The organism is Loigolactobacillus backii, from assembly GCF_001663675.1.
Lineage (GTDB): Bacteria > Bacillota > Bacilli > Lactobacillales > Lactobacillaceae > Loigolactobacillus > Loigolactobacillus backii.
This window is the reverse complement of sequence record NZ_CP014873.1, coordinates 78,107-103,504: the sequence shown is the minus strand read 5'-3', so window position 1 is coordinate 103,504 and position 25,398 is coordinate 78,107. Positions and strand designations below refer to the sequence as shown.

General features: G+C 41.0%; 21 protein-coding genes and 1 pseudogene. 15 read left to right on the top strand and 7 right to left on the bottom strand.

Translation table 11 applies throughout. The annotated features are described in order from the left end of the window. Positions 1 to 54: 54 nt before the first annotated feature. Entirely contained in the window at positions 55 to 1,326 is a 1,272-nt protein-coding gene (locus AYR53_RS00430) for an ISL3 family transposase (protein ID WP_068279055.1), read from the bottom strand. A gap of 694 nt (positions 1,327 to 2,020) precedes the next feature. Between AYR53_RS00430 and gdhA the strand changes: the two genes are divergently transcribed. From gdhA to AYR53_RS00410, 4 genes are all read left to right on the top strand, one after another. Further along, the gene (gene gdhA, locus AYR53_RS00425) at positions 2,021 to 3,367 is read left to right on the top strand and encodes an NADP-specific glutamate dehydrogenase (protein WP_068222680.1); all 1,347 of its coding nucleotides are present in this window, start codon (positions 2,021 to 2,023) and stop codon (positions 3,365 to 3,367) included. A gap of 3 nt (positions 3,368 to 3,370) precedes the next feature. Further along, on the top strand, positions 3,371 to 4,231 hold the full coding sequence (locus AYR53_RS00420) for a pyridoxamine kinase (protein WP_068222682.1): 861 nt from the start codon (positions 3,371 to 3,373) through the stop codon (positions 4,229 to 4,231). Positions 4,232 to 4,235: 4 nt separating this feature from the next. Beyond that, the gene (locus AYR53_RS00415) at positions 4,236 to 4,790 is read left to right on the top strand and encodes an ECF transporter S component (RefSeq protein ID WP_068222684.1); all 555 of its coding nucleotides are present in this window, start codon (positions 4,236 to 4,238) and stop codon (positions 4,788 to 4,790) included. A 233-nt stretch (positions 4,791 to 5,023) separates the two neighbouring features. Then, positions 5,024 to 5,599 (top strand): guanylate kinase, encoded by a 576-nt coding sequence (locus AYR53_RS00410; RefSeq protein ID WP_068222686.1) that lies wholly within the window; start codon positions 5,024 to 5,026, stop codon positions 5,597 to 5,599. 148 nt (positions 5,600 to 5,747) lie between these two features. Here AYR53_RS00410 and AYR53_RS00405 read toward each other — a convergent pair whose 3' ends face one another. After that, entirely contained in the window at positions 5,748 to 5,945 is a 198-nt protein-coding gene (locus AYR53_RS00405) for a hypothetical protein (protein WP_068222688.1), read from the bottom strand. A gap of 330 nt (positions 5,946 to 6,275) precedes the next feature. Here AYR53_RS00405 and AYR53_RS00400 point away from each other — a divergent pair, with 330 nt between their 5' ends. The 9 genes from AYR53_RS00400 (at position 6,276) to AYR53_RS00360 (ending at position 14,615) form a co-directional block, all read left to right on the top strand. After that, the gene (locus AYR53_RS00400) at positions 6,276 to 6,707 is read left to right on the top strand and encodes a Fur family transcriptional regulator (protein ID WP_068279975.1); all 432 of its coding nucleotides are present in this window, start codon (positions 6,276 to 6,278) and stop codon (positions 6,705 to 6,707) included. Positions 6,708 to 6,882: 175 nt separating this feature from the next. After that, on the top strand, positions 6,883 to 7,389 hold the full coding sequence (locus tag AYR53_RS00395; RefSeq protein ID WP_068279978.1) for a hypothetical protein: 507 nt from the start codon (positions 6,883 to 6,885) through the stop codon (positions 7,387 to 7,389). Positions 7,390 to 7,410: 21 nt separating this feature from the next. Then, positions 7,411 to 8,355 (top strand): DUF6681 family protein, encoded by a 945-nt coding sequence (locus AYR53_RS00390; protein ID WP_068279981.1) that lies wholly within the window; start codon positions 7,411 to 7,413, stop codon positions 8,353 to 8,355. Between the two features lie 295 nt (positions 8,356 to 8,650). Continuing rightward, complete coding sequence (locus tag AYR53_RS00385; RefSeq protein WP_068222705.1) at positions 8,651 to 9,835, top strand: aminotransferase class I/II-fold pyridoxal phosphate-dependent enzyme; 1,185 nt, start codon at positions 8,651 to 8,653, stop codon at positions 9,833 to 9,835. 17 nt (positions 9,836 to 9,852) lie between these two features. Then, positions 9,853 to 10,842, top strand: coding sequence for a D-2-hydroxyacid dehydrogenase (locus tag AYR53_RS00380; RefSeq protein ID WP_068279985.1), 990 nt, complete (start codon positions 9,853 to 9,855; stop codon positions 10,840 to 10,842). 880 nt (positions 10,843 to 11,722) lie between these two features. After that, complete coding sequence (locus AYR53_RS00375; RefSeq protein WP_100071502.1) at positions 11,723 to 12,457, top strand: amino acid ABC transporter ATP-binding protein; 735 nt, start codon at positions 11,723 to 11,725, stop codon at positions 12,455 to 12,457. A gap of 14 nt (positions 12,458 to 12,471) precedes the next feature. Then, positions 12,472 to 13,299 (top strand): transporter substrate-binding domain-containing protein, encoded by an 828-nt coding sequence (locus tag AYR53_RS00370; RefSeq protein WP_068222710.1) that lies wholly within the window; start codon positions 12,472 to 12,474, stop codon positions 13,297 to 13,299. 2 nt (positions 13,300 to 13,301) lie between these two features. Beyond that, positions 13,302 to 13,940: an amino acid ABC transporter permease gene (locus AYR53_RS00365; protein ID WP_068222713.1), complete on the top strand. Its 639-nt coding sequence runs from the start codon at positions 13,302 to 13,304 to the stop codon at positions 13,938 to 13,940. 18 nt (positions 13,941 to 13,958) lie between these two features. Next, entirely contained in the window at positions 13,959 to 14,615 is a 657-nt protein-coding gene (locus AYR53_RS00360) for an amino acid ABC transporter permease (RefSeq protein ID WP_068222715.1), read from the top strand. Positions 14,616 to 15,126: 511 nt separating this feature from the next. Here the strand turns inward: AYR53_RS00360 and AYR53_RS00355 are convergent. Together AYR53_RS00355 and AYR53_RS00350 are read right to left on the bottom strand one after the other, a co-directional pair. Next, positions 15,127 to 16,334: pseudogene (locus AYR53_RS00355) on the bottom strand (IS110 family RNA-guided transposase). 520 nt (positions 16,335 to 16,854) lie between these two features. Then, positions 16,855 to 18,195, bottom strand: a complete 1,341-nt coding sequence (locus AYR53_RS00350; RefSeq protein WP_068279987.1) for an APC family permease — start codon at positions 18,193 to 18,195, stop codon at positions 16,855 to 16,857. Positions 18,196 to 18,571: 376 nt separating this feature from the next. Here AYR53_RS00350 and AYR53_RS00345 point away from each other — a divergent pair, with 376 nt between their 5' ends. Then, on the top strand, positions 18,572 to 18,943 hold the full coding sequence (locus tag AYR53_RS00345) for a PTS sugar transporter subunit IIA domain-containing protein (protein ID WP_068222721.1): 372 nt from the start codon (positions 18,572 to 18,574) through the stop codon (positions 18,941 to 18,943). 966 nt (positions 18,944 to 19,909) lie between these two features. Here AYR53_RS00345 and AYR53_RS00340 read toward each other — a convergent pair. The 3 genes from AYR53_RS00340 to AYR53_RS00330 form a co-directional block, all read right to left on the bottom strand. Beyond that, the gene (locus AYR53_RS00340) at positions 19,910 to 21,544 is read right to left on the bottom strand and encodes an APC family permease (RefSeq protein ID WP_068222724.1); all 1,635 of its coding nucleotides are present in this window, start codon (positions 21,542 to 21,544) and stop codon (positions 19,910 to 19,912) included. A gap of 381 nt (positions 21,545 to 21,925) precedes the next feature. Continuing rightward, positions 21,926 to 23,290 (bottom strand): L,D-transpeptidase family protein, encoded by a 1,365-nt coding sequence (locus tag AYR53_RS00335; protein WP_068222727.1) that lies wholly within the window; start codon positions 23,288 to 23,290, stop codon positions 21,926 to 21,928. Positions 23,291 to 23,518: 228 nt separating this feature from the next. Then, the gene (locus tag AYR53_RS00330; RefSeq protein ID WP_068222730.1) at positions 23,519 to 24,490 is read right to left on the bottom strand and encodes an L-lactate dehydrogenase; all 972 of its coding nucleotides are present in this window, start codon (positions 24,488 to 24,490) and stop codon (positions 23,519 to 23,521) included. A 334-nt stretch (positions 24,491 to 24,824) separates the two neighbouring features. Between AYR53_RS00330 and pth the strand changes: the two genes are divergently transcribed. After that, on the top strand, positions 24,825 to 25,391 hold the full coding sequence (gene pth / locus AYR53_RS00325; RefSeq protein ID WP_068222731.1) for an aminoacyl-tRNA hydrolase: 567 nt from the start codon (positions 24,825 to 24,827) through the stop codon (positions 25,389 to 25,391). Positions 25,392 to 25,398: the final 7 nt, after the last annotated feature.

Here is a 25,398-nt window from a genome sequence, read left to right as displayed (position 1 = left end):
CTTTTATCGGCTCTTCGTCAACTGTTGTTGGTGAATCCATATTTCGAGTTCTAATCACTTCGTGATTAGGGCTCTTTTTGTTTTGATTTTGAAAACGTATAGTACTCGAGTTCTAAACCTCCAGAAGCTGCGATAGCCAAAACTGGCTCGTTTGATCGCCTTGATTTTATTATTAGAACCTTCCAAAGGACCATTTGAATAGTGTGTGGTAAAGGTGTTACGAATCTCATCATGATGGCTTTCAAGTGTTTTAATCGTGTTCTTCATTTCTTCAGAATACGTTTTGTTATTCCAAAATGCCGCATTGTAGTTATGCCAATCTTGATGTTGGACAGCTGACCGGACGCTGTTTAAGACTTGATAAGTTTGTTCTAGTTCTGAATCCAACGATAACAGCTGATGGACAACATCGGTGGCAGCCATCCAGTAAGGAAAATTAGTCCACTTTTTGAATTGTTCAAAGTTAAGCTGTTCAGTTGGTACTAACAACAGCTTCCAGTAGCGCTTAAGGGCGTGAAATTCGCGAGAAGACGGGGTAAACTTCTTCATCACCTTGATTCTGGTTTTGTTAAACGCCCGATTTAGGGCGTTGATAATATGAAACTTGTCCATGACCACCATGGCATTGGGGAACACGGTCTGCACAAGCTTGGGGTAGGTATAATTCATATCAGTCACAATAATTTTGACGTTTTCTCGGGCAGCTTGATCGAAGCGGTAAAAATACTTCTCTAGTTTATTGATGGTTCGATAAGGGAGTAAGTCGATTAATTCATGGGTTTCGCCATTCATGAACTCAAAGCTCATGGCACCAGTAGCGCTCTTGGTACTCTTCACCTCATCCATTAAGATGATCTCTGGTAAATAGTGCCAATTGGTTTGAAAGTCTCGTTCAGCGCGCATTAACTGGCGGCCCACAAATGAATCTGATGCCGATACTTCATTGGCAATGTGCTTCAAAGAGACCGGTTCACCGAGCTTCTCTAGGCATTCTTTGCGGCTGGTGTTTGAAATTGTACAGTGTTTCGGAACTGCCAATGTTTGTGCAAGAAAGTTGCCGTGACATTCTTTACAGTGGAAATAGCGGCGCTTTAAGGCTAAGATGACGGTGTTGCTCAGAACCTTCGAGAATCTGATAGTGGTATTGCGCCAGCCGTAGTTAATAATCTTTTGATCATTGATAATCCCGCACTTGGGACAAGCCTTCGGCGTGTAATCCAAGTGGCCAGTTAAGCGAATAACCCCGTCTTCTCCAGTTTCACCGTCAGTAATTTTTAGGTTCTCGTCAGCTATTCCTAATAATAATTTTGTAGTATCATGACACATAGGGCATTTCCTTCTTTCTGAAAAATCTTCGTGGTGGTTGACTTGGATGAACGGACAGGAAATGTCCGCTTTTTTATTCTAGCCATAAATAAAAAATCTGTCATCAGTAATAGATGAAAATCTATTACCAACAACAGATATTGTAGAACCCTTTTATCGCACTCTTTTTTTATAAAAATATTATCTCATAGTATTCTTTCCGTATTTTAATTGTGCTATAATGTTATCTATCAGATAATCAGTGATTATTTGGAGAAGCGGTCAAGTTCTACTTCGTAGTGGTTGATGGCCATGACGGGCTTTGTTGCCGAATCTGCTTTTTCAAACACGTACCACTAGTTAATTGATGGTTAAGAGAGTAGTGAATTGTCGTGAATGTGCGAAAGATGAGCAAGTTTGTTGGATGGTGTAGCGGCATTGATTCGGAGTGGGACAAAAGTCGGTTTTTGGTTTTACTGCGTAATGTAAGCTAATCTAATAACCGCACTATGGTTATTGAAAGGCACGTGAACCCAGATTTTTGGCCCACGTCCTAGAATAAGGTTCAGAAAATAGCAGGTGACTAGGTAGGACCTTTATCCCAACCTCTTTGATTACCTGAACATTAGGAAAATTGCTGGCTAACCGTAATTACGAAATAAGATTTACCCACCTTGATCACACTTTGTTTAATACCTTAAGGAGGTTTTTGTTTATGTCTAAAGCAAGCGAATATCTAGAAAGTGTTCAAAAATTAATTGAACAGCGTGACCCTAACCAACCAGAATTTCTTGAAGCTGTGACTAATTTCTTTACAACTATCAAACCAGTATTGGAAAAGCACCCAGAATACGTGGAATCTAATCTACTTGGTCGACTTACGGAGCCGGAACGGGCTTTCCAGTTCCGGGTACCGTGGGTAGACGATCAAGGCCAAGTTCAAGTTAACCGGGCTTTCCGAGTTCAATTTAATTCAGCGATTGGACCTTATAAAGGCGGTTTACGTTTCCATCCAACTGTCAATTTATCGATTATTAAATTTCTAGGTTTTGAACAAATCTTTAAAAACAGCCTGACTGGACTACCAATTGGTGGTGGTAAAGGCGGTAGTGATTTTAATCCTAAGGGTAAGTCTGACGGTGAAGTGATGCGCTTTACGCAAAGCTTTATGACTGAATTGCAAAAACACATTGGTCCTGATTTAGATGTTCCTGCTGGAGATATTGGTGTTGGTGGCCGGGAAATTGGCTATCTTTACGGCCAATACAAACGTCTTAATGGTTCACAAAATGGTATTTTAACTGGTAAGGGACTCAGTTATGGTGGTAGTTTAGCACGGACTGAAGCAACTGGTTTTGGCTTATTATACTACGTTGACGCAATGTTGAAAGATCATGGCCAAACTTTGAATAATAAAAAAGTCAAGGTTTCGGGTGCAGGTAACGTCGCCATTTATGCGGTTCAAAAGGCGGCCGAATTAGGCGCAACTGTCCTAACCGTTTCCGATTCTAATGGTTTTGTTTACGATGAAAATGGAATTGATTACAAAGTTGTTCAACAAATTAAGGAAGTTGAACGTGGTCGAATTAAGGACTACGCTGATCGGGTTAAGACAGCGACTTACCATGAAGGTTCAGTTTGGGACTTTGATGTTGATTATGATCTTGCTTTACCATGTGCAACGCAAAATGAAATTGACGCCAAGCAAGCCAAGCTCGTTGTTAAAGATGGTGCTCAATTAGTGGCCGCTGGAGCAAATATGCCAAGTACTCCTGAAGCAGTAAAAGTTTTCCGGGACGCTAACTTGCTCTATGGCCCAGCTAAGGCTGCCAATGCTGGTGGTGTTGCCGTTTCAGCTCTTGAAATGAGTCAAAACAGTGCCCGTCTTTCTTGGACGTTTGAAGATGTTGACCAACGCCTACAGAAGATTATGCAGAATATTTATCAAGAATCTGCCGATGCTGCTAAAGAATACGGTGTTGAAGGTGATTACCTTGCAGGCGCCAACATTGCCGGGTTCTTAAAAGTTGCGGATGCAATGATGGCCCAAGGAATCGTTTAATCAATGGTTGAGCAGCAAAAGATTTTAATCAGTGAAGATCTTTCTTGTGTCGGTCAAGTTTCGCTGTGCGCATCATTACCGCTTTTTGCCGCACTTGATTTCAATCCCTGTTTATTGCCAACTGCGCTATTATCAACGCATACTGGTGGCTTCGGAACACCAAGTTACCTTGATTTGGCGGCCGAAATGCCACGAATCATCGAACACTGGCAAAGTCTAGACTTAAAATTTTCTGCGCTTTACTTTGGCTATTTAGGTGCCAAACCATTACGGGTTATTTTGCGGCACCTAACTGATTTAAAAACAGAACAGGCCAAGGTCTTAGTTGATCCAGTGATGGCTGATCAAGGTCAACTCTATAGTGGTTTTACACTAGAATACGTTGAACAAATGCGCCATTTGGCCAAACGAGCTGATTTATTAACCCCCAATTTAACCGAAGCACAATTACTTTTAGGTGAAAATATGAGTACGGTACCTTGTACCCTTGCAACAGCTAAGGCACTAGCTCAGAAGTTAACTGAAGTTTTCAGTATTCCGGCAGTTGTTATTACTGGTGTGCCGTTGATTGATGGTACAATTGGTATTATTGGCGCCGAATTGAAAGATTCATTAACGTGGAGTTATCAGCAAAAGCGTTTAACGGGTCATTATTTCGGTACCGGTGATATTTTTGCTAGTGTATTATTTGGCGGTGTATTGCGCGGTCTAGCACTGCGAACGGCCACTGAAGTTGCTCTAAAATTTGTTACAGAGGCAATTAAGCGAACGCAAGTAGCAGGAAGTGACGTTCGCTACGGTGTTAACTACGCGGCGGGGATTACTGAATTAATTGAAACCGTGCAAAAAAGACAAGAGGAGTAAGTAGATGCGACAGAAAAACTCATTACGAGCAGTTATTTTTACTGGCCTATTTGCCGCAATCATCTTTATTGGAATTTCCGTTTTACGAATTCCGGTTCCGGCACTAGTTGGCCGCCCATTTATTCATTTTGGAAATGCACTGACAGTACTTGCCATTTTATTTCTAGGCGCGCGTAATGGTGCAATTGCTGGTGCAGTTGGGTTGGGTGGTTTTGATTTATTAAATGGTTACGCGGCGACTTCGTGGCTAACCGTTTTAGAAGTTTTAGTTATTGCTTTAGTTGTGCACACAACTTACCGGCTGTTTAAATTTGATGATCGGACCAGCCATATTGTCACAATTGGGATTGTAGCAGGTGTCACTAAGATTTTTACTTCTTATTTGGTTTCAATCGTTGAAGCCTTAATGGCGGGAACTCTTTTTAAAGTTGCCGTAGTCTCAGCTTTTCTTAGTTTACCGGCAACGATCATTAATTCTATTTCAACGGCGATTATTGTGCCAATACTATATTATTTATTACGTGGTGCATTTAGAGCTACTGGAAGTAGAATGAACTAATCTTTGTTCCGCATTTCAAATAAGAATTATAAAGGACTGTGCCAAGATTTATTTTTGGCGCGGCCCTTTTTTGTATTCAATTAGAGAGTGTTTGCAAAAGCGTTCAGGTTCTACTTCGTAATTGTAGCGTAAAAGCCGAACGTCTTTTTAAAAATTCTTGCAGCAAAATTGATTGCACTCTTTTTTCGTTACCGTTAAGATAGGGTTATTAGCTAATTTAAAGGAGTCGGAAAATGACGGGACAACGATTATTTGTGATTACTGGGGCGACCGGGAGTGGTAAAACTACGGTGAGTCATTATTTGAGCCAAGCTTACAATATTCCGCGGGTAGTAACGCACACAACGCGTCCACCACGCCACGCCGAAACCAATGGCGTTGATTATTATTTTGAAACACCAACCACTTTTGCAATGAACCACTTTATCGAACGGGTGACGTACGCCGATTATAGCTATGGCTCATCGCATGAAGGGTTGGCTAAGGCTTGGCAGAAAAATAATTTTGCAAGTATTGTTTTGGATACTAAGGGTGCAGCAACTTACGTTAAAACACTTGGAACGCGAGTTGTTTTAATTTATTTAATGGTTGATGATCCGAAAGTGCTTGTTCAGCGCCTAAGCCAGCGTGGTGATAATACTAAGATGATTGCCCAGCGGTTGGCAAGTCAAGAATATCAGCGGGATTTAATCATTCCGGCGGCATTAAAAAAAGCTGCTCACGTCATTATTAACGACGATTGGCAGCAAGCTAAGCAACAGACTGATCACTTGATGACGCAAATCAAGCAAGAGGTAGTAGCTGATTAGGGAGTGTTTGGAAAGGCGTTTAGGCTAATCCTTAGAATCTACCTTTTCAAACACGGTTACATTAAATTAGTCTAGAAAATACTAGTGAACATATTTTCCAAACACGACTTAAGCATTTATGTATAAAGAGAAAGCCCTTGAGCTTTCCTTAGGCAGTTTGATCTTGACTATTTCCCTTAAAGGAATCTATGTGCTGTGTTTGAACGGTCAATTTACGAACTGCGTCATCAATTGTGATACCACTGGCAATTTGCTCAGGATGTTGCTTACTCGTTGCGTAGAAAATCTGCTGCTCGGTATCCAAAGAAATGCGGTACCAGCTATTTGAAAAGTTTCCAAATTTCATATTTAAAGCCTCCTTGATCAGTTAAGGTACAATGTTTAACTGATTTTTATGTGTAATAACAATAGCATACAACCATTTTTTTAGAAGAACAAGTTTTTTGTTTATCAATTATAATTGTTTTAAGAAATTGCTTACATTTAGCATAGGACTTTTTTTAATGTTATGCAAGTGAAAAGAGTAACAACCTAATGGATCCGTTTTAGACTGGCATTCGTGGTGCGATGTCTGATCAAGCAACTTTTTTTATTGGAACAACTATGCTAAACTTGGTTAGATAATTTTTAAACAATAATGATTACGTTTTACAATAGATGGTGAAAGGGGCTTCCTATGCAAGTAAAAGGGAATGCATTAACCTTATTGAAACAAAATGGGTATAAGGTCACTAAGCAACGGCGGGATATGCTGCTTTATCTAAGTCAGTTTCAGCACAGCTACATTAACGTTACGGCCGTGGATGGTCATATGCGCGCCTTATATCCAGGTATGAGTCATAATACGATTTATCGAAATATTAAAGCTTTTGCCGAAATTGGAATTGTGGAGCAACGCAATCGTGGTGAACAGGCAACCGTCAAATACCAATGTGATTTTGAGCACCCACACCACCACCATTTTATTTGCCGAAACTGTGGTAAGGTAATCGAGCTTACCATGTGCCCGTTGGATTTCTTTTCTGAACAGATTCCTGACTGTGAAATTGACAGCCATAACTTTGAACTTTACGGATTATGTGGCACTTGTAAGCAAAAGTTAAAGTAGGCCGTTGTTAAATTGCGGTATAATAATTATGTTGAAACGTAGAAGTTAGACTTTATGCCTGGCCTCTTTTTTGTTTACTAGCAAACCACACATGCTTTAATGAATTCTTTAGCTTTTAGTCAAGCTTTCTATGCATTTATATGGTTTAATAAAATTAAATGAGGGGGAATTGACAATGGCATACCGAACGCCGCCATTTATCACGCCATTTGCGATTGTTTCAATCGTACTTGGTTTAGCAGCGACTAACGTTGTCGCTGACAAAGTTGCACCAGTCAAGCAGGAACAGACAACAACTAAAACAAATAATGATAGCTCGGCCGCTACGTCATCAAGTAGTCACTCAGAAGCGTCTTCTTCACGGGACAGCAGGGCCAGTGAATCTACTAGCGAACCGGCTGAGAGTAGCAGTAGTGTGACAGCTTCGACACCAAGCACAAGTAGTGATCAGGCCAACCAAACATCAACTGATCAAACTAGCGAGGCCGCAACCACCGATGCTAGTTCAGCCAGCGATAAGGCGACGACGGGCAGTACGGCCGCCAGCAGTTCTAGTACGCCAACTACGGCTAGTTCGGCGACAACTACAGGTGGGCAAGACACACAAAATTCAACTTCCCAAAACCAAACCGGAACAGGCACCACTGGAGCAACGCAGGATACAACCACAACGGCGAATTAATCTGGAAAGGAGGAATTATTTGTGCTTAGTCTTTTAGATATGCTTAATCACTATTTAGGCTTTTTTAATATGAACGTTAAGCTGAAAAACCGTGTTTATACCATTCTAGGTATCTTAGGTGACATTTATATTGGTTATTTGGCTTTCCATTTTTTACGGCTGCAAGTTTGGGGACGGGGATTATTATTTATGCTCTTATTCTTTGTTTTGGCCTATTTTTTAACCTTAAACGTAATTTATTACTTTACAACTAAAACTGCGAAATTTGATATTTCACCTAAAATTGAAAAAATGTTAGGTGGTAAGGCAGCCTCAGCCAGTGACGATCCAATGCTTGGAAGTGGTAAAGCGAATGCGACGGCTGGTCGGACAAGAGTTATGCCAGCAGCAGGCCTTTTTAATCAGGATAAACTCTTACCGGCGAAAGTGACGGTGGATGAATTAACTCAACAGAATATTAATGAAATGGTCACTAACTTAGTTGCTAGTGGGTACCTTAGTCTCAATTATGGTGGACTTTCGGATGAGGCAATTTACCGCCACGCCCATGCTAATCCTGAGCCATTTTACGCAATTGGTGAAGCAACGCCATTACCATTTTACGAAATGCGCCAAGAAGGCGATCACCTTTACGTTTATGCTGGTAAAAATGCGATTGATAGTCTTAATGTTGGCGAAATTAGCTCAATTGGTCTCATGCAAGTGCAAGATGCGCAAAATCAGTACCAACTTGTGCTGGCCAATGCTTATTTGACAGGCGGTCCGTATAAGGTTGCCGGTCGTTCAGGGGTAATGGCAGGGAATAATCCTTATAGTGTTGCGGTTCAAGTTGCCTACCGTGATAAGAACGCACCCCAAGAAAAACCAACCAGATTAACCCAGGCACAAACTCAGACACAAACGGTTACGCAACCAACTAGTCGCGAGCCACAGGCACCTAGTCGCCGGGCACGGCATCAACGTTAATGCCGATTTTAAGTTTAACTTGACGTAATCTAATAGTAAGGTTAGAATCAAGATAGTTAATTTAAGGAGTTTTTAATATGCAGCTAATCAATGTACAATTAAATAACTACTTTTACTTTTGGTATTTCGCGTAGACTATGCGGCCAGAAGTGTTTTAACGTGTTTTGACCACATAGTGCAGAATTAATTTCCGCTGTGTGGGCTACCTTAATGAATTAGCCAATTATCAACCACAGCGGAATTAGTCGCTGTGGTTTTTTTATTACAAATTTTGGTAGCAGGAAGGATGATTGAGATGCAAGAAGATAAGTTAAGTGCACTAGTCAAACTGTTAAAGCCTGAGGTGGCAGCGGTTAAGCCCTCCTCAATTTTAAAATTCAACCAAGATATTTCGAAGATCCCGGGAATTTTAAAACTAACGTTGGGGGAACCAGACTTTACAACACCAGAACACATTAAGGCCGCCGGTGTTAGTGCTATTGAACAAAATGACAGTCATTACACTAATTCAGCGGGGAAAATTGAGGTTCGGCAGGCCACGGCAAATTACTTAGCAACAAAGTACAACGTGCATTATGATCCGGCCAGCGAAATTTTGGTGACGGCGGGGACCACTGAGGCCATTTTTTCGGCGCTAACAACGATTGTTTCAAAAGGTGACGAAGTATTAATTCCAACACCAATTTTTCCACTTTACATACCAGATACAACTGTGAACCAAGGTGTGCCAGTCTTTATGGATACGTCGGCTAATCATTTTGTTTTATCGCCAGAGCTATTGGCAACAACGTTAAAAGATCATCCCCGGGCCAAGGTGCTTGTACTAAATTACCCAACCAATCCAACGGGTGTAACTTATCGGCGCAAGGACTTGGAGGCGTTGGCCAAAGTATTACGTCAATACAATGTTTTTGTATTATGTGATGAAATCTACAGTGAATTAACTTATGGAGAGCCGCACGTTTCCATGGCTGAGCTTTTGCCGGAACAAACGATTTTACTCAATGGTGTGTCTAAATCCCACGCGATGACTGGCTGGCGGATAGGTGTCTTGGCGGCACCAGCAGCTATTGCTCAGGAGATTGGCAAAGTGCATCAATTTGCGATCACTAGCGCGACCACGGTTGCACAAGATGCGGCCTTAGAGGCTTTTAAAAACGGCTTAAATGACGGTCAAGAGATGAAACAGGCTTATGAAAAACGCCGCGATTACTTATTCACCGCCTTACAGGCGATTGGCTTTGAGTGCGTTAAACCAGAAGGGGCTTTTTACCTATTTGTTAAAATTCCGGCAAGTTTGCCTCAGGACAGCTTTAAATGCTGTTATGAATTAGCCCAGGAGGCCAAGGTGGCCTTGATTCCTGGTGCTAGCTTCGGTGGCGGTGGTGAAGGCTACGTTCGCATTAGCTATGCAGCTAGTCTGACTGACCTTAAAGAAGCTGTTAAACGCTTAAAAAATTATTTGGTCCAGAAATCGTAAATTAGGAGAAGATAATAATGAAAATATTAATGTACAGCGTTCGTGATGATGAGATGCCCGCAATTAATGCTTGGGCCAAACGCAACCAAGTCACTGTGGCCACCAACCAGGAAGACATGAGCAGTCAAACAGTTGGATTAGCGCAAGGCTACGATGGTGTTGTTATTGTGCAGCACGCGGCAATTGACAGTGCTGTCGTTTACCAAAAGTTACACGAATACGGCATTAAACAACTTGGCTTACGTAGTGCCGGTTACGACGTGGTTGATTTACCGGCCGCCAAGGCTAATGATTTAATCGTGACCAATGTTCCTGCTTACTCACCACGTTCTGTCGCTGAATATTCGTTGGCCCAAACTTTCCGTTTAATTCGCAATCTAGAATTATTCGATGCTCGAGGCGCCCACCAAGATTTCCGTTGGGGCGGTTTGATTGCCCACGAAATCCACACGTTAACAATCGGTATTATTGGTGCTGGCCGAATTGGTGGAACTGCTGCCCGACTGTTCCACGCCTTAGGAGCCACAGTGCTGGCAAATGATCTGGTTGAAAATGATGATTTAAAGGATGTTTTGACCTACGTTGATAAGGAAACACTATTAAAAAAGGCCGATGTCGTTGATTTGCATCCAGATTTAAATCCTAGCTCAACACACTTATTAAGTACGGCGGAATTTCAGTTAATGAAGCCTAGTGCTGTTTTGATTAATGCTTCTCGTGGGCCAGTGATCGATACAAAGGCCTTAGTTACGGCTTTAAAAGAAAAGCAGTTGGCTGGGGTTGCGATTGACGCAATTGAAGGTGAGCAAGAATTTAATAACTTTGATTTAACTGGTAAAACGATTAAAAATCAGCAATTTGTTGAATTGCAGAAGATGCCTAACGTGATTTTAACGCCCCATATTGGTTTTTACACTAACGTTGCGGTTCAAAATATGGTCGATATTAGTTTGGATGATGCCAAAAAGATTATCGAAGGTGGTCAGGCAACACATCCAGTGGAATAGGGCGTGTTTGGAAGAGCACCCAGATGCCAGATATAAATTGGATACGTGTAATATTAAGTAATAAAGGAAATGGAAGCGACTAGGGCAAAAGAGCTAGCTACTTCCATTTCTTTTATTACTCTAGAACGTGGGCCAAAAGTCTGGATTAGCCTACTAAACCCAAAACCAACTTTCGTGCACTCCTTCTTTTATTAATTTTAATAAAAAACCAGCACTGAGTTAAATGAATGGCCATTTGGTTTAGTGGCACTTTAATAAAAAATATCTATTCAATTAGTTAAGCGCTTGATTATGCTAAAACACAGCTTCTTTAATTCTTGAAAAATAAGATTTTTCTCATTTTGCTCAAATATGACAATTATTACACTAAAGTAAGCCAATTTAATTTGCGCTGAGATTAAAAATAAATTAAAATTGAAATGTAACTTTGGCTTTTAACTATATTTAAAAAGGTTGGGTCTTTGTTATTTGAGTACTGCTAGGAGATCACTTTCTGGTTCAAAGGATTCTTAGAATCTAGGGAGTGTTTGGAAAAGTGTTCAGATTCTACTCTGTAATTGATGATTATTACTGGCTTCGCTGCCGCTGGCGATCGGACTAGGATAAACCGAAACCTGGGTCGCGGCCTAAAACGCTAATAATCTTGATGCTACGAACGATGGCCATTCTTGTGGCAAAGTTTAAGGATCACAGCTATAAAGTCCGTAACTGTCCGCGACTAAGTTCGGCGCGGACACCGCAGGAATCTGTTTTTCAAACACAGTTACGCTAAACTAGTGAGGTAAATACTAGTGAGAGTATTTGCTGAACACTCCCTAATGACGGAAGAATACACTTTACCTAGCCGTGCTCGGTGAGTTTAGTTTGGAGGGAAATTTTTATGTCAATGATTGAATTTCACAACGTTGAAAAGTACTTCGGCGATTTTCACGCCTTAAAGAACATCAACCTTACAATTGATAAAGGCGAGGTTGTCGTGATTATCGGGCCATCAGGTTCGGGCAAGAGTACGTTGCTCCGCTCTATTAATGGATTAAACACAATTTCTTCAGGAAAATTAGTGATTAATAATTTTGATATTGCAGATAAAAAGACCAATATGAACAAGATTCGGCGGGATGTCGGAATGGTTTTTCAGCACTTTAATTTGTACGCTAATAAATCGGTACTAGAAAATGTTACTTTGGGACCGCGGCTAGTTTTAAAAGAAAATGAAGAGCAGAGTAAAAAAGAGGCCATGGATCTGCTTGATTTGGTTGGACTGGCTGATAAGGCCGAGTCATTACCAAGTATGTTGTCTGGTGGGCAAGAGCAGCGAGTTGCGATTGCGCGTAGTTTAGCAATGAAGCCACAGGCACTATTATTTGATGAACCAACTTCCGCGCTTGATCCAGAAATGATCGGTGATGTGCTGGATGTTATGAAAAAGGTTGCCCATGAAGGGATGACCATGGTTGTCGTTACCCACGAAATGGGCTTCGCGCAGGAAGTTGCTAACCGGCTGATCTTTATGGCTGATGGTGAAGTTTTGGAAGATGATGATACTAAATCCTTCTTTGCTCATCCAAAAGAAGAACGGGCACGGCAGTTCTTAAGTAAGATTATTAACCACTAAGGAGGCGAGGGACAATGAAAAAGTTTGTCCGTTATCTTTTACCGATTGCCTTCCTGTTTAGTTTGGTTTTAATTTTAAGTGGGTGCGGTAAAAAGAGTTTGTCGCAACAAGACGTGTTAACAAATGATCGTCAAAGTAAAACGATTACTTGGGGCGTTAAGGCAGATACACGTTTATTTGGTTTAATGAATATTAAAAATGGTAAAGTTCAAGGTTTTGATATTGATATGGCCAGGGCGATTACTAAACAAATCCTGGGTAAGGATGGTAAGGCCAAGCTTGTTCAGGTAACGAGTAATACCCGGATTCCGTTATTAAAGAATGGGAATGTCGATGCTTTGATCGCGACAATGACGATTACGCCAGATCGTGCAAAGGTCGTCGATTTCTCAGAACCATATTTTCACGCTGGCCAAGCCATTCTGGTCAAAAAAGGTAGTTCAATTAAGAACATCCGTGATTTAAACTATAAGGGCGCCCAAATTTTAGGTGTTCAAGGCTCAAATTCAGTTCAAAACGTTAGAAAGTACGCACCAAAAGCAAATATCTTGGAGTTATCTGATTACGCCCAGGCCTTTACTGCGTTGAAATCTGGTCAAGGGGTTGCCTTAACAACGGATAATGGGATTCTTTACGGGATGTCCGTGGAAGACCCTAATTACGTTGTTGCTGGTGGTGCTTTTACCAAGGAACCATACGGCATTGCCGTTAACAAGGGTCAAAAACCATTTTTACGCAAAGTTAATGCTGCGGTTAAGCAGATGAAAAAGACTGGTGAATACCAGAAGATTGTTAATAAATGGTTCGGCAATGTCCAAGGCTTTGAAGAAGGGGGTAATTAGGTATGATTAATATTTTGGTTCGTTATTGGCCGGAATTATGGTCAGGCTTACTATCTACCCTAGGTTCAAGTTTATTAGCTTTGGTGGGTAGTTTGATTTTAGGGACACTCTTTGCCTTTATGGAAATCAGTTCGCATCGATGGGTTAAATTTATTGGCCGGGTTTACGTTGAGGTTTTTCGGAATATTCCATTGTTGGTTGTTACGATGTTCTTTTACGTGGTTATTCCCATGTTTATTGCTAAAGTAAACGGATTTACTGCCGGTACAATTGGTTTAACAATTTACACATCGGCATTTATTGCGGAAACCGTTCGGGCTGGAATTGAGGCCGTTGATACTGGACAGATGGAAGCTGCCCGTTCAACTGGTCTTACTTACACTCAGGCAATGGTTCAGATTATTTTTCCGCAGGCAATTAAGATCACGATTCCACCGCTGGGCAATCAGTTCATTAATTTAGTGAAGAATTCGTCTGTATTAGCCTTTGTTGCTGGTTTTGATTTGATGTACCAAGGCAATGTTGTGGCAGCAACGACGTTTAATACGTCGGACACATACTTGGCGGTTGGTTTAATGTACTTAATTTTGACTTTACCGTTAAGTTACTTCATGCGTTATCTTGAAAAACGGTTGGCCTAGTTGAAGGAGGAATTGTAAATGCATAACTTTATCCAAGCTTATTCATGGCTCAATATCCGCTACCTTCTTGAGGGACTCTGGGTCACAGTAGAAGTTTCAGTACTTTCAATTATTTTTAGTTTCATTATTGGCGGGTTACTTGGTATTTTACGCTATGTTAAAATCAAATACGTCTCGGCAATTATTGGGTTTGTGATTGATATTATTCGTAATTTGCCATTACTATTGATCTTATTTTTCACTTATTTTGGATTGCCAAATTTAGGCTTTAAGCCAGAAGTTATTCCGGCTGCAATTTTAGCAATGACGGTGTTTGAGTCGGCAATGGTCGCCGAGATCATCCGCAGTGGGATTGTTGCCGTTGATGCAGGACAGATGGAGGCCGCTCGGAGTAACGGAATGACCTATGTTCAAGCAATGTGGCATATTATCTTACCACAAGCAATTAGAAAGATGATTCCACCGTTAGTTAGTCAGTTTGTTTCGTTAATCAAGGATACATCACTGGCAACGATCATTATGTTACCAGAGTTGATGTACCACGCCCAGATTATCTACGGACAAAACTCTAATTATGTCTTGCCGATGTTCTTGGCTTTGGCTGTTTTGTACTTTATCGTTTGTTACGCGTTGTCCTTGTTGTCACGGGTACTAGAGAAACGATTGAGTGCTTAAATTAGATTTGATTTAAGTGGCAATTGAATTTAGGAAAATAAATAACGGTTAGGCCAATTTAGGCTTAACCGTTATTTTTGTCTGAGGCTGGGACAAAAAGTCCTAGCCTCTTACTGTTTCCGAACATTGCTCTAGAACGTGCGCCAAAAGCCTGAATTTACGTGCCTAACTACAGCTAATTCAATAACCATAGTACGGTTATTGGATTAGCTTACGTTACGCAGTAAACCCAAAACCGACTTTTGTCACACTCCCTATTCCTACGCTTAGTCAAGCACTAGATTCTAGGATTTTGATTTTGAATTGTCGTTTGACTCTAACCGTGTTCCTACGCTTAGTCAAGCACTAGATTCTAGGATTTTGATTTTGAATTGTCGTTTGACTCTAACCGTGTTAGGAATCAACGAACAACGTAAAAATTTGAATAGACTAAATAAGCCTCAATATTATGCTTTAAAAATATTGAAGAATGAACTATCATGCAGTTATGGAGTGACTTAACTCCGGATTTTTATTGGGACTTCGAGTCCGTGTACGCATAGACGTACTTAGTGTCCGCCATTACCATGGCATAGAGACACTTTAATGTCCTGTTCATACAGGCAACAGTTGCGACCTTATCTCGTTTCGGGAGGGGTCGCTTTTTTAATTTGTAGTAGTAATCGACAATGTGGTTAGGTGCTGTCGCCTGTAATCGAATCATATTACGCACAATCAGGTAGACCAACGCTCTACCGTGAGGATTACCACGCTTATTAATGTGATCTTGACGCTGATATCGTCCGGATTGATAACGATTTAAATCAATACCAATGTAGGCGTTCAGCTGATTAGCATTATCGAATCTAGTAATATCACCTAACTCGCCGAGTAGCTGTGCTGCCGATAGCGGACCAATTCCCGGCATTGAAATGTAAATTTTGTAGGCTGGAATTGGTTGTGCTAAGGCTTCCATCTGAGTAATCAAAAATTTTTTTTCTTGGTCAAATCAATTAGTTGGCAACAATAGTACTGAACTTCTTGAACTTGAATACTATCTGCATCAGTGGCTGGATAACTATGTTGAGCGAATTCAAGTAATTTTTTGGCATACTTCAAGCCTTTGGTTTTCGATAATTTTTTAGCGGTTTGGGCCATCAATTTATTCTTTAGACGCGTTTGCGATAGGCCTTGAAGAAAATCAGGGTGCGGGAACAAAGAAATAACATTTAGGGCCAGCTTTGAAACCCGGTTTTTAAATAGCTGTTCCTCCTCAGGAAAGGTCTGATCCAACGCTGTATAAAGTCTCACCTGTTTCAATTTAATTTCAGCAATAATTTGGCCATAAAACCTCGCTAGTTCGCGTAATTGGCGATAGTTTTTTGACCACGTACCAGTCAGGCGAAAGTTATTATCCATCACTGTCTGGGCAATTTTATGGGCGTCTAGTTGATCCGTTTTAACTCGGCGCAGATTTTCAGATCGTAGGTGGACCTCTAGTGGATTTAGTTGAACATAGGGGAAATGATTATCTTGGCAAAAACGAGCCACCGGCCGCGAATAAACACCAGTGGCCTCAAAATAAAACACAGGATTATCAGCCGAAGCCGCAACCTTTTTAAGCTGTTGGAAGCCAACTTGATTATGTGAACAATCGAATTCACGTAAACAGCGTCTGCCTTGATACCAAACAATGTAGCTATGATTCTTTGAAACATCCAACGCGATAACATCAGACAAAATATCGCTTCCTTCCAAAAATGATGAAGCTATTTCTATCACGTTCAACGTGTTATATCATTTCCTAAACACGGCCTCGAGGGTCCTCAAGCTTAAATCATATTTGTGCGTTGAAAGTGATGGAGGTCTTTTTAAATTACGGACTCGAAGTCCCAGGGAGTATGTTCGACCTTAGCTTCACTCTCAGTGTAACCAAAAAAAGTTCTGATATTAATCGATTTTCATCGATTAACATCAGAACTAATCTTAGATTGTTTGTCTGGTAAATTTAACGAGTGTTTTGGAACTTGGTCGTGTTTGGAAAAACAGATTTCTGCGGATGCCATGTTTTTGCCACAAGAATAGACAACATTCGAAGCATCATAAGTTATTTGCGATTTTTGCAAATAACTAACCGTAATTGCGAAGTAGTAGTTGAATGAATTGGATAACGGATGGAGCCTCAGGATTATTAGTGGTCTATGTTAATAATCCTTAATTGCGAAGCAGAATCTGGTCGCTTTTTCAAACACGCTCTAGTTTATTTTTTCAGTTCTTTGCGTTCTTGCGCCTTTTCGTAGTAATAGATCGGAATGCCAATGACAACGAAGATGAACGAAACGCCAACACCAACAATATCCGATTGGATTTCACTAATAATAACAAATAGGACACCAGCAATGGCGACGATAGGAGTTAATGGATAAAGTGGCACGTTAAATGCCCGTTTTTGATTAGGGTTACGTCGGCGTAATAGAAAGAGACCCACGAAGGCCATTACGTAAAAGACGTAAACGGTAAAAATACAAATTTCGGATAGCCGATCAGGGTTGAAAAAGATAACCATAATTCCGGCAATTAACATAATTGCTGTTGTTGAAAATAATGGTGCCCGGGTCTTTGGGTGTAAGTAGCTTAAGGTTTTAGAAAAGGGAATTTCGTGATTTTTTGCCATGGCGTACATAATCCGTGGAAAGGTCATGACTTTTCCGTTCATACAACCTAAGATTGAAATAATAACCCCAATATTGAGTAGTTTACCGCCAATATCACCAAACGCTGTTACTGCAAAGGCAGGCGTTGCATTTTGACCAAGGTTGACGATACGTTGCGCGGGCATTGTCCGAAAAACCCCCAGAGTTACTAACATGTAACAGACAAGGACTAGGATGATTCCAAAAGAAATGGCCCGGGGTAACATTTTTTTCGGATTCTTAATTTCACCACCCATATTAGCAATTAAGATCCACCCATCATAAGCAAAGAGTGTTGCTAAGATGGCAACACCAAAGCTACCGTTGGAACTACTGCTGGCCGTTGTGACTGTTTGATTAAGTGCAGCATGATCACCGAATAAAAGACCAAAAATAATAATGGCAGCAACTGGAAGTAATTTACCTAATGTTGTTAAGATCTGAATCGTTGCTCCAAAACGATTGGATAGAAAGTTAATTAGGCCGATAAATAGGATTGCCAGCAACGCCAACGGAATGCGTAAATTACTGCTAAGGTGGAAGAAATCAGTCAATAAAATTGCTAGGTAAGCAGCTAATGAGGCAATCATAGCTGGACCATAAACGATAATTTGCATCCAGCCAGAAAGAAAACCCCATAATTTGCCGTACATTTTTTCCATGTAAACGTATAGGCCACCTGTATGTGGCATTTGGGCGCCAATTTCAGCAATCGTTAGCCCAGCCGTTAGCGTAATGACGCCACCGAGAAACCAGGCCCAGAGTGCTGTGGTTGTGGATCCGGCCAATGATAGAACACTCGCTTGTTTAAAAAAGATACCTGAACCAATAACTGTCCCAATAACAAGCGCTAGTGCCGACCAAAGGCCAAGTGAACGATTGAGTTGAACATTCTCCTTCTGTTGCATTTAAAACCCCAGCTCCCTTTAATTAAAATTTAATGAGACAATCATACCATATTTTAATTAACTGGCCAAGCCTAAATTAGGCGTGGTTACTAACTGGCCGTGGGAATGTGGTCAGATCAAAATGGCCGTAAAAGCAATTTTTAAGCACGAATAAGATTGAAAATTATTTTAATCATATTTTCCCGTTAGGCCGTTTTTTAAACACATACTGAATTAATTCTAAAAAGATCTGAAGTAGCATAGACTAATATTAGTTTGAATCACTTCTAAAGCGGTTTTACCATAATTTCAGATTTATCGGAAAAATAGTTGAATTTTTAGGGTGACTCAGTAATACTTAGACTATTGAAGTCAATTTGAAGACGAGGTAAGAAAAATGAGTTTAGGGATTATTATTGTCACCCATACACCAGAGATGGCCGAGGGATTAGCGCGGTTGTTGCGGCATATTGCCAAAAATGTGCCGGTGACGTTTGCCGGTGGTAATAGCATGGGTCAAATTGGGACTAGCATGAGTCAAGTTCAATTAGCGGTAAACACGAATGAAGCAACGGAGTTATTGGCCTTTTATGATTTTGGGAGCGCCCGACGTAATGTAGAATTGGCCAGTGCTTTTAGCGCCAAACCAATTCATTTATATGATGTCGCATTAGTTGAAGGCGCACATACCGCCGCGGTTAGCCTACAAGCGGGTGTTGACCGCGCTGGTTTGGACAAGCAGCTACTTGCGTTACAAGTTAAGGCTTAATTTATGAGAATGATGATTAGAAATAGAAAGAGACCAGGACTTTTATCCTGGCCTCTTTTTCAAATACGGTTGCGCCAAATTAATCAGGAAAATACTGGTAAAGGTATTTTCCGAACACGATCTAATGCCGTGTAGCGTTCATATTTAAATTGAATTATATTGCTATTAAAAATAATGTTTATGCTGCTTGGCCACTGAATTGCACTTGCTCAGATTTAGTTAGGTTCCATTCCGGCGCTGGCGTATGGAACGCGTGGCGCGTTGACAAGCTAATTTTCTTTCCGATTAAACCCCAACGGAAAAGAAAATGGATCTTGTCAATCACGCAAGGTACTAAATGACCACAATTCGGTCATCAAGTACCTTCGACACAGCTGATACGCCAGCGCCTCCATTTCACCTTGGCAGTGGTTGAGCCATGATTATTGACCAATTTAATTGTTTAGTTAGTACCATTGAGTGGGAACCACAGCCTTAATGCTGTGCAACTTATCGGTGGTCTTAATTAGCCATAACATTGACAAGGGCAGTTTTCACTGACTTGCAACACAATAACGGGTTGATATAACTGCCAGAGAAACAAATAATTTTTAAATGTGCTACTGCGGCCAGATTTCATTTTGGGGCGCGAGGACCGGCTGTGTCGGTGATTCTTAATGGCGATTTGGGCCATTTGGAGCCATGTTTCAACTTGGTGTTTTATGCCTTAGTTGAATGGTCATCGTCCGCAATATCTAAGATTTTCGTTTCGAAATTCACCCACTATTGTGAAGTAGAATCATGCGGGCTTGGCGAGCTAACTTTTACCCCCGCTTTGCCTTTATTTGGTAAAAGTTAGCTCGCCAACCCGCCACGCGTTACGTCCTCGCGCACCGGAATGGAATCTGATCTATTATGGCTTGTTCCAGTTAAGTTTTGGCGTTCTGAAAATTAACTAATGGTTTTAAATATGAGTGCTACGATGCACTAGGCACGAGTTTTTCTGCCAACAAAAGTGAGGCAGGAAATTAATAGGGCATCAACGATTAAAATGTAGAGTAGGCGGAGTAATAGGGCAATACCGGTAACCCGTGAGATCGTGTAACTAAGTATGATACCGATGATAATAATGAGTGAAATAATGAGCCATTGACCAATTGTATAGGCGGCACCATTATTATTGCGCTGCCGGCGAGCAATGATGGGCATAACTAGACCAATCGCACACAGGCCCAGTGTGACTAAGACATTCATAATTAAGGTATCGGCGTAGAGTGCTGTCCCTGGTTTAGCATCCGTCGGGAAAAACGCGGCCACGGCAGCAAAGAAAGTGATGAAAAACATCCAAGCACCAACGATAAAGGCAAGGTGATCGTTTTTAATGTAAGTATAGGCTGGCGTTGGGTAGCGATCGCTGTGCCGGCGAACCATCATAAAGGCCCAAAATAAGAAGCAAGTTGCAAAGGGCGAAACGATCCCGTTAAGGTTCAATAACCAATTGAAAATATCGTTGATTTGGGGGAGCAAGCCACCAAGAAACATAATAATGGCACAAATTGCGGTGGTCATCCAGTAACCATTGATCGGAAGCCCGTCCGCATTAAGTTTAGATAATTGCTTAGGCATGTATTTTTTGCTGATGTCACCAAGAAAGACTCGTGTGCCAGCATCCAGTAAGATCGCCAATTGGGCACACATATAGATTGCTTGCGTAACCGCAAAGACATACATCAAAATCTTACCCCAGCCAAATTGGCGGCCTAGAGCAAGAAAGGCGTAATAGGAACCGTTCATTTTGAGATCGTTGGGTAAGTGGTGCGCGTTGAAGAAAACACCTAGTGAAAAAGAACCAAAAACGGTTAGAAAGGCGGTCATGATTGCGATCATAATCATTGCCTTTGGGAAATCTTTGCGCGGATTTTTCATATCGGTAACGTAAGGCGCGGCCAGCTCAGAACCGTTCATGGCAAAAATTAGTAAACCTAGCGTCGTCAGAAAATGGCCATCAATTTTAGGCAAGAAGGCCTTTAGCGTGAACGGTTGGGTTGCAATGTGGAATCCCTTAACTAAGGAAGTGATGGTCATAACAACAAATAGGACCGTCATCAGAAACATTGCACCACCACCGATGACACTCATAATTTCCAGCGATTTGTTTTTGAATAAATGCTCAAAGAAAATAAAACCGATAAAAATAGCAGTGGTTAAAATACCAAACATCGCTTTTGACATGTACGCTTCAAGGTTACCGTTACCGCTGATTAGCCAACCAAAGGCAACAACCACGGAATTGGCGACGTCGACAATGTATGGTAATCCAACAACCCAATAGAACCAAGCAGCGAAGTAACCAACTTTGTCACCGCTCGTTCCCCGAACCCACGAAGTTAAACCGCCACCTTCTTGACTGAAGACCGAGCCCAAGTGACCAACCATTAGTGAGTAGGGAAGCACGTAAATAAATAGCATAACGATCCATGATGTAACAACACCAAGACCTTGATTTTGAAAATTATAAATAATATCGTCGAAACCGATAACGGTTACGAAATCCATAAGGGCAACAACTGGCCACTTAATAAAATTGCGGTTACCCGCTAATTCTAATCCATCATCTTTCATCAAATAATCCTCCGAGTTAATTCAAATCTTTTTGTGCGGCGTTTAAATGTGCACTGATTTGACCCGGAGACTTATTTTTGCGGTACAAGTAGACAAGCATTGCTTCGACTCCTCCTTAGCTTTTTTCTATATTGAGTATAGTGATGTTTATTAGTGAATGCCATAAATTTTTCACGAAAGAAAGTCTTAACCAAATTAATTATTTGTTTAGCAGTGGGCCTTGGCAAAATGAATTAACGATTATTAGTGTGGTCGAACGGCGCCATTTTAAGGAAAACGTGATTTTAGGCCATAAAAAGTGGCAGTAAAGACTAATTGAATCTGATAGTCATTACTGCCATTTTTTTGTGAAACTTCATTGACTGGTTTAGGTGATTTTTATTAGAAAATAATCACTGGTGTATCTAAAGCAACATCGGCGTAAACTTTTGCCATTGTTGTTGGCGGCGTGTTAACGCAGCCATGGGAACCGTGTGTTTTGTACCAATCGCCACCAAATGTTGGTTGCCACGAGGCATCGTGGATTCCGACACCGGTATAGTCAACCGGCATCCAGTAACTAACGGCTGAAGAGTAAGCTGAGCCATTATCATTTTTACCGGTCAATTTAGTATTACGCTGCTTATTCCAAACAAAGTAAACTCCAGATGGCGTATCTTGGCCAGGTTTACCAGTCACGACATCAGTATCTAATACCGATTTACCGTTTTTATAAACCCACATGTGTTGCGCAGATTTATCAACCTCAACGTAAGTATTACCGATGCCATCCTTACCGTAACCAATCCCAACCGTCACGGGTTCGCGGGTGAAATCTTTTTCTTTCAAAACTTCACTAGCTAGGGCCGCAGACTCACTGCTGGTCTTAATACTCCAGCCATAGTTACCGGCAGGCACTTTAACCTTGCCTTGCTTGGTACTATTGAATTCGATTGATTTATTGTAAGTGGCGTAGCGATTATTTAGCCCAACCACGTATTGTTTAACTTTAGCGGTATCTACAGCAATTTTACCGTTGTTATAGGTTTCCCAATCGTAGATCGTTGCTGCTGGGACTTGCAGTGTTTTACCATTAATTTTGTAAGTAATCTTTTCGGCATGAATCTTTTCCAATTTGGCTTTTGCGGTCTTTAATTGGGTTGCCGAACCAGTAACGGTTGGTTTGCTGTAATCATTCTTAAGTTGCACCGTTGTATTACCGCTAGTCAAACTAGTTTTAATACTCGTCTTTAATTTGGCACTATCTAATTGATTACCATAAACGGCCTTAGTGACAACAAAGCCATTGCTGCGTTTAGCAACGGTTGCATCTTGACTCGCTTTACGCCCTTTGTTTAACTGTTCGTTAGTTGTATTAAAAAATTGGTTAAAAGTCTGATTATTTAAATCCAGACTTTGATCGGCACTGACGTTACCACCAGTGAGGAGGTGTAGTGGCCACAGCCAAGGATTTTGGCTAGCCTGTAATGTTGTTAAGCTGTCCTTGAAGTTTGGTGTTACCCCGGCGTCCTTACCTTTAAATGATCCAACTTTTTTAGTACCATCCATAAAAGTAAAACTTTGATTATGAAAATGTTCTTTAAGTGCTGTGTTAGCCTGCGTTGTTGTTTTACCGCCAATACTTAAGCCAGCGACACTAGTTCGCGGTAGAAAAGTATTGCGGTACTGCATTCCTTTGACAATATAAATGCCAAGTAAAATAACGACAACTAAGCTCACCGCTAAAATGCGGTTACGATTTTTCATGTGGTCGTCCCTCCTATGATAGTGACCAGTAACTTTCCCTATTCTACCCAAAAAAGGCCGGAAAGAAAAGACAGTTGACCTTAATTTTTAGTAACGATCACTTTAAAAATGAAAAAAAGCACCATTTTTTCGATGTTTAGGCGACTATTTGAAGGTGGACCGAAGTAATGTAGGCCAGAAAAAGAAGCTTAGGTATAGGCCCAAGCTTCTTACGGATTGAATAGTTAATTATTGACGTGATTCAATGCCATTTTCTTTGAAGGCTTTGTCAGCAATTTCTTTAAGTGCTGCACCTGACTTAGTCATTTCGCTTGCTTCACGATCGGATAATGGTAATTCGATGATTTGTTGTAAACCATTCCGGTTGATGACGGCTGGTGTCCCAATGTAAAGGTCATGCAGGCCATATTCGCCGTCCATGTAAACGGATAACGGTAAGATAGTGTTTTCATCATCAAAAATTGCCTTAGTGATACGAGCCAAAGCGGCACCAATTCCGTAGTTAGTTGCACCTTTTTTGTTGATAATATCGTAGGCCGCATCGCGAACACTAACGAAGATTTCGTCTAATTTCTTTTGGGTGACTTCGGGATGCTTTTCCATCCATTCGTGCATTTGTAGGCCACCAAAGCTTAAATGAGACCAAACGGCAAATTCAGAATCACCATGTTCACCCATAATATAACCATGGACGCTGCGAGGCTCAACGCCAACCAATTCGCTGACGGCCACGCGTAAACGAGCAGTGTCTAACGATGTACCGGAGCCAATAACACGTTCCTTAGGGAAACCAGAGAGCTTCCAAGTAGCGTAGGTGAGAATATCAACTGGGTTAGCGGCAACTAAGAAGATACCGTCAAAACCAGATTCAACAACGGGATCAACAATTGACTTCAAAATCTTTAAGTTCTTGCTGACAAGATCTAAACGAGTTTCACCAGGCTTTTGTGGTGCGCCAGCAGTGATCACAACAAGATCAGCATCCTTCGCATCGGCGTAGCTACCTGAATAGATATTCTTAGGTGAATTCCAAGGTAATGCGTGGGATAAGTCAACGGCATCTCCCTCGGTCTTTTCCTTAGCAATATCAACAATTGCAACTTCTTGTGCGATGCCTTGGGTTAATAAAGCAAATGCATAACTAGAACCTACAGCGCCGTCACCGACAAGAAGAACTTTTTGATGTTTAAATGTTGCCACGATAAAATCATCCTTTCGTATGCAGAAAAATTTTTATTACATTAGTTATATTAACACAAATGTAAGCGCTTTGTCTTTGAAAAAATATTAAGGAATAATTTTGTTAGCGGGGAAAATTTACGGACTATGCTATAATAGTCCGGGATAAATAACTGAAGTTAAAAATGACGTGGTGCGTTTTAGGTTTACGTACCTTTTTCGTGTCTAACGAGGTCATTAAGGCCGTGTTTTTAGGGCATGGTTTTTGACGAATACCAAGTGGACGTTTTGCGCCAATAAGTTTTTGTGGGTAACACAAAATAGGAATTATAAGATTGAAAAAGGAGTAGAACTAATGAAAATGATCGTTGGTCTGGGAAATCCAGGCAAAAAGTATGCAGGAACAAAACATAATGTTGGCTTTATGACAATTGATTCAATTGCTAAGGCACACGACGTCACTTTAAATAAAAATGAATTTGAGGCCAATTACGGTACTTTCTTTTTAAATGGTGAAAAGGTGTTTTTGGTCAAGCCCCAAACTTACATGAATGATTCGGGACGGGCAGTTAAGCCGCTAATGACTTATTATCAAGTGCAGTTAGACGAACTATTGGTTATTTATGATGATATGGATTTGCCGGCTGGAAAAATTCGGTTACGGCAACATGGTTCGGCTGGTGGTCATAACGGGATTAAGAGTATGATCAGCTATTTGAGGACTAGCAATTTCAATCGAATTCGAATTGGAACGGATCATCCAGGCCGGGGAACAGTTGTGGATTGGGTGTTAACACCCTTTGCCAAGAATGTTCGGCCATTAATTGATGAGAGTATCGAAAAAGCGAGTGCGGCAGTCGAAAGTTGGACGGCTGAGCCAGATTTTATGCAAATCATGAATCAATACAACCGGAAAGGATAGTTACTGT